This window comes from Pseudonocardia nigra (assembly GCF_019396355.1).
Lineage (GTDB): Bacteria > Actinomycetota > Actinomycetes > Mycobacteriales > Pseudonocardiaceae > Pseudonocardia > Pseudonocardia nigra.
This window is the reverse complement of sequence record NZ_JAHKRK010000335.1, coordinates 1-5,689: the sequence shown is the minus strand read 5'-3', so window position 1 is coordinate 5,689 and position 5,689 is coordinate 1. Positions and strand designations below refer to the sequence as shown.

General features: G+C 69.9%; 4 protein-coding genes and 1 pseudogene. 1 reads left to right on the top strand and 4 read right to left on the bottom strand.

What is annotated here, in order from left to right; genetic code table 11:
* Positions 1–352 precede the first annotated feature (352 nt).
* A complete protein-coding gene (gene dnaE / locus KME75_RS39540; RefSeq protein WP_219420125.1) occupies positions 353–3,913 on the top strand; it encodes a DNA polymerase III subunit alpha in 3,561 nt (1,186 codons plus the stop codon).
* Between the two features lie 52 nt (positions 3,914–3,965).
* Here the strand turns inward: dnaE and KME75_RS39535 are convergent, their stop codons facing one another.
* From KME75_RS39535 to KME75_RS39520, 4 genes and pseudogenes are all read right to left on the bottom strand, one after another.
* Complete coding sequence (locus tag KME75_RS39535; protein ID WP_308283477.1) at positions 3,966–4,355, bottom strand: type II toxin-antitoxin system VapC family toxin; 390 nt, start codon at positions 4,353–4,355, stop codon at positions 3,966–3,968.
* 1 nt (position 4,356) lies between these two features.
* The gene (locus tag KME75_RS39530) at positions 4,357–4,509 is read right to left on the bottom strand and encodes a hypothetical protein (RefSeq protein ID WP_219420123.1); all 153 of its coding nucleotides are present in this window, start codon (positions 4,507–4,509) and stop codon (positions 4,357–4,359) included.
* A 111-nt stretch (positions 4,510–4,620) separates the two neighbouring features.
* Complete coding sequence (locus KME75_RS39525; RefSeq protein WP_219420122.1) at positions 4,621–5,478, bottom strand: PaaX family transcriptional regulator; 858 nt, start codon at positions 5,476–5,478, stop codon at positions 4,621–4,623.
* A gap of 30 nt (positions 5,479–5,508) precedes the next feature.
* Positions 5,509–5,689: pseudogene (locus KME75_RS39520) on the bottom strand (IS5/IS1182 family transposase); the annotation flags it as partial.

The window sequence follows — 5,689 nt, the reverse complement described above, 5'->3', positions numbered from 1 at the left end:
CTGCGCCGTCCACCATGCGCCCCATTTCCGCCCATGCTCCCCGTCGACGGGGCGCATGGGCGGAGACGGGGTGCGTGGGCGGAGACGGGGCGCATGCGCCGAGACGGGGTGCGCGATCCGCTCCCACCCCGGCCGGGCCCTCCCCTCGGGAGGGGTCGACACGCCGGTCGGCGAGGTGAGCTGCGCGTTCCCCGCCGCGCCTGCCCGGGTCGCCGGTGCTGTCGGTGGCCGGGGTTAACCTGACTCATCCCTGCGGCCCCGGGCCCGGCGCTCCCCGACGAGCGGCGGGCACGCGGACCGCGTCGATCGAGCGCTGCCCGCGGGCCGCGCGAGGAGGGAGCGCCCCACCCCGATGGCCACGTCCGCCAGCTCCGGATCGCGCGGTACCGACAGCTTCGTCCATCTGCACACGCACACCGAGTTCTCGATGCTCGACGGTGCGGCCCGATTGGACGACCTGTTCAAGGAAGCCGCCCGGATGGAGATGCCGGCGCTGGCCATGACCGACCACGGCAACGTCTACGGCGCCTACGAGTTCTGGCGCAAGGCGAAGGCGCACGGGGTCAAGCCGATCATCGGCATGGAGGGGTACCTCTCGCCGGGCTCGCGCCACGAGCGCAAGCGCGCCACGCTGGGCGGCCAGCAGGTCAGCGACGACAACCCGGGTGAGATGTACACCCACATGACGCTGCTGGCGGAGAACACGGAGGGGATGCACAACCTCTTCCGGCTCTCGTCGCTCGCGTCGCTCGAGGGCTACTACTACAAGCCCCGCATGGACCGCGAGCTGCTGGAGACCTACGGCAAGGGGATCATCGCCACCACCGGGTGTCCGTCGGGTGAGGTGCAGCGGCTGCTGCAGCAGGACCGCTACGACGACGCCGTCCAGGCCGCGAGCGACTACCGCGACATCTTCGGCAAGGACAACTTCTTCTGCGAGCTGATGGACCACGGCATCGAGATCGAGCGCCGCGTCCGCGATGACCTGCACCGGCTCAAGAAGCAGCTCGAGCTGCCCGGCCTGGCCACCAACGACCTGCACTACACCTACGCGGAGGACGCCAAGCCGCACGAGGTGCTGCTGTGCGTGCAGACCGGCAAGACGCTCGCCGACCCCGGCCGGTTCAAGTTCGACGCGCAGGACTTCTACCTCAAGTCCCCGGCCGAGATGCGCGCCCAGTGGGACGACCAGTTCCCCGAGGCCTGCGACAACACGTTGCTCGTCGCGGAGCGGGTCGACGTCGGGTTCACCGAGGGCCAGGACCTCATGCCGCGCGCCCCCGTCCCCGAGGGGGAGACGGAGGAGAGCTGGCTGATCAAGGAGGTCGAGCGCGGGCTGCACAAGCGGTTCCCCAACGGGATCACCGAGCAGTACCGCAAGCAGGCCGACTACGAGGTCGGCGTCATCATGCAGATGGGGTTCCCCGGCTACTTCCTGGTCACGGCCGACCTCATCCAGTACGCGAAGTCGGTCGGCATCCGGTGCGGTCCCGGGCGTGGTTCGGCCGCGGGCTCGCTCGTCGCCTACGTCCTCGGCATCACCGACCTCGACCCGATCAAGCACAAGCTGATCTTCGAGCGGTTCCTCAACCCCGAGCGCATCTCGATGCCCGACATCGACATGGACTTCGACGAGCGCAGGCGCGGCGAGATGATCCGCTACACCACCGAGAAGTACGGTGAGGACCGGATCGCGCAGATCATCACCTACTCCACGATCAAGGCCAAGGCCGCGATCAAGGACTCGGCGCGCGTGCTCTACGGCCAGCCCGGCTACGCCGTGGCCGACCGGATCTCCAAGGCGATGCCGCCCGCGGTCATGGGCAAGGACATCCCGCTCGCGGGTGTCTTCAACCCGTCGCACAAGCGCTACTCCGAGGCCACCGAGGTCCGCGCGCTCTACGAGGCCGACCCGCAGGTCAAGGAGATCATCGACACCGCCCGCGGGCTCGAGGGCCTCAAGCGGCAGTGGGGCGTGCACGCCGCCGGCGTGATCATGTCGAGCAAGCCGCTGATCGACGTCATCCCGATCCAGCGCCGCGAGGCCGACGGCGCCATCATCACGCAGTTCGACATGGGCGCCTGCGAGACGCTCGGGCTGCTGAAGATGGACTTCCTCGGCCTGCGCAACCTCACGATCATCGACGACGCGCTGGCCAACATCCAGCTCAACGGCAAGCCTGCGCTGGAGATCGAGAGCGTCGAGCTCGACGACCCGAAGACCTACGAGCTGCTCGGCCGGGGCGACACGCTGGGTGTGTTCCAGCTCGACGGCGGGCCGATGCGCGACCTGCTGCGGCGGATGGCGCCCACCGAGTTCGACGACATCTCCGCCGTCGGTGCGCTGTACCGGCCGGGTCCGATGGGCGCCAACGCCCACAACGACTACGCCGACCGCAAGAACGGCCGCCAGGAGGTCAGGCCGATCCACCCGGAGCTGGCGGAGCCGCTCAAGGACATCCTCGGCGAGACCTACGGCCTGATCGTCTACCAGGAACAGGTCATGGCGATCGCGCAGAAGCTGGCCGGCTACACGCTGGGCAAGGCCGACCTGCTGCGCCGTGCGATGGGCAAGAAGAAGAAGGAGATCCTCGACAAGGAGTACGAGGGTTTCGCCCAGGGTATGAAGGACCACGGCTACTCCGCCGACGCGGTCAAGACGCTCTGGGACATCCTCCTCCCGTTCTCCGACTACGCGTTCAACCGCGCGCACTCCGCGGCCTACGGCGTGGTGTCGTACTGGACCGCCTACCTCAAGGCCAACTACCCGGCCGAGTACATGGCGGCGGTGCTCACCTCCGTCCGCGACGACAAGGACAAGGCCGCGGTCTACCTGGCCGAGTGCCGCCGCATGGGCATCACCGTGCTGCCGCCCGACGTCAACGACTCGGTCCGCAACTTCGCCCCGGTCGGCGACGACATCCGCTTCGGCCTCGGCGGCATCCGCAACGTCGGCGCCAACGTGGTCGACGCGATCGTGGCGGCGCGCAAGGAGAAGGGCGCCTTCACCGACTTCTCCGACTTCCTGCGCAAGGTCGACGCCGTCGTCTGCAACAAGAAGGTCATCGAGTCGCTGATCAAGGCCGGGGCGTTCGACTCATTGGGCCACCCGCGCAAGGGCCTGCTGCTCGTGCACGCCGACGCCATCGACGCGGTGATGAGCACCAAGCGAGCGGCCTCGATGGGGCAGTTCGACCTGTTCGGCTCCATGGACGGCTCCGGCGGCTCGGAGTTGGACTCCGTCTTCGACGTGAAGGTGCCCGAGGACGAGTGGGACACCAAGCACGAGCTCGCGATCGAGCGGGAGATGCTGGGTCTGTACGTGTCGGGGCACCCGCTGCACGGGGTGGAGCAGGCACTGCTGTCCAAGTCCGACATGCCGATCGCCACGATCCTCGAGGGCACGGTGCCCGACGGCCACCAGGTCACGATCGGCGGCATCCTCACCGGCGTGAACCGGCGGGTGAACAAGAATGGCGAGCCGTGGGCGTCGGCGCAGCTGGAGGACCTCGCCGGCGGCATCGAGGTGCTGTTCTTCCCGCGCTGCTACCAAGTGGTCGGGGTCGACGTGGCCGAGGACGCGATCGTGCTGGTCAAGGCCCGGGTCAACCGCCGCGACGACCGCGTGTCGCTGATCGTCAACGACCTCGCGGTGCCCGACCTCACCCAGGCCGGGGGCGGCGCCGCCGCGCCGGTGAAGGTGAGCCTGCGCACCGAGCTGTGCACGCCGCAGCGCGTGTCGAAGCTCAAGGAGGTGCTCACCAACCACCCCGGTTCGTCGGAGGTGCACCTGTCGCTGGTCAACGGCAGCCGCACCACGGTGCTGCGGCTCGACGACGCGCTGAAGGTCACGCACTCCTCGGCGTTGATGGGCGACCTCAAGGCGCTGCTCGGTCCGGGCTGCCTGGGCTGAGCGGAGCTTGCGGAGCGAACGTCAACGCTGATCCGACGGCCGAGATCGGTGCTCACTGCCCGACGGGCCAGTGCGCCACCACCAGGTCCTCCATCGGGAAGTCCTTCGGGTTGGCGGTCACGAGCGTGCCTCCGTGCACCACGGTCGTGGCCGCGATCAAGCAGTCCGCTTGCCAGAGGGTGACGCCCCGCGCCGCGAAGTTCCGCCGCCACTCCGCGGCCTGCCACCCCGCGCGCTTGTCGATCGGGAGGACGACGAGGCCGGAGAACAGCCGCACCGCCGAGTCGGCCTCGCGGGGCCGGAGGCCTCGGACGATCTCATCGACGTTGATCGCCGTGGTCGCCGCGATGTCCCCCGCCTCGCGCAGGGCGGCGACGCGTGCGACGGCGGGCCGCCCTCGCAAGTAGTCGATCAGAACGGTCGAATCGAGTACGCGGAGCACGTCAGCCGGCGCGGCGCTCGTCCGCGTGGCGCTGGCTGCGCACCCATGCTGCCGGGTCGGCGTCCCACTCGTGGCCGGCGTCGTCGATCGTGCCGGCCGCCGCCTCGAGGTCGTTCCACCGGATCTCCTGCTGGACGGCGCGCTGCACGGCCATGCGGACGAAAGCACTGCGTCCGCGCGGTCCGGCGAGCTCGTCGACCTGGGGGAACCAGGTCGTCGTCGAGCTCGATGTGCATTCGCATGTGCTGAAGTTTACACATTCGGATCAGTCGGCCGCGCCCATGAGTCCGCGCCAGCGCTGCTGCGCGTCGCAGTTCCAGCGGGCGTGCAGCTCCGCGAACAGCGCGGCCGCCCGCGTGCCGGCCCACTGGTCCGGCAGCAGCTCACCCGGCAGCTGCGGGTCGAGGAACGGGAAGCGGCGCCAGGCGTGCACCAGGTGGATCTGGTGGGCCAGTACGTCGGCGGGGTCGGCCGGGTCGGCGTCGGCGAACGTGTCGAGGAACTCGGTGTAGGAGGCCTCCACCTCCGCGAGGTCCCAGGCCTGCGCCACGACCTGCCGTTCCGATCCGATCGCGCCGAACGGGCCGACGAAGGAGCTGGTCACCTCGGTGAGCTCCAGGTCGGCGATCACGTCGGCCACCTCGTCCTGCTTGCGCGGGTCGGGGGAGAGCCACATCCCCGGCGCGGGTGAGCCGAGCCCGGCCCAGGCCAGCCGGGTGCGCAGCCGGTGCCGGAGCTGCCTGCGGGACTCCGGGACGCTGACGAGCAGCACCAGCCACCGCCCGTCCCACCGGGGGGTGGCGGCCCCGAAGCCGTAGATGCGGGCGGCGCCGTCGGTCAGGAGCCTGCGGCCCTGCTCGCTGAGCGACCAGCGCACCCGCCGCCCGGCGCGGTCCGAGGTCAGCAGGCCTTCGGCCCCGGTGCGCGCCATCGCCTGCCGGGCCGACTTCGGTTCCACGCCGAGCTGCGCGAGGACGTCGATGAGCACCTGGGTCCACACGGGCTCGGCGCGGGGGAGCACGAACTCGCCGAGCACCGTGAGCAGCAGCGACCGGGCGCTGGTGGCCCCGAGCTCGCGGCGGCGCGACAGCGCGGGGTGACCGGTCTCGGCGGCGGTGGTCATGGCGCTCGAGACTAGAGCGTGTCCCTTGGATCATGGGACGGGGTCGCGGAGCCAGATCCTGATCGAGGCGACGTCGATGGTTCGGCGGAACATGTAGTCGCGCTTGTCGTAGCGGGTGGCGACCGCGCGGTGGCCCTTGAGCTTGTTGATCGCCCGCTCGACGACGTTGCGTCGCTTGTACTCCTCGGCGTCGAAGGCGGGTGGTCGGCCA

Excerpts from the sequence above, each read along its gene's own strand:
- KME75_RS39530 (WP_219420123.1), bottom strand. The coding sequence starts at position 4,509 with ATGGCCGTGCAGCGCGCCGTCCAGCAGGAGATCCGGTGGAACGACCTC.
- KME75_RS39525 (WP_219420122.1), bottom strand. The coding sequence starts at position 5,478 with ATGACCACCGCCGCCGAGACCGGTCACCCCGCGCTGTCGCGCCGCCGC.
- dnaE (WP_219420125.1), top strand. The coding sequence starts at position 353 with ATGGCCACGTCCGCCAGCTCCGGATCGCGCGGTACCGACAGCTTCGTC.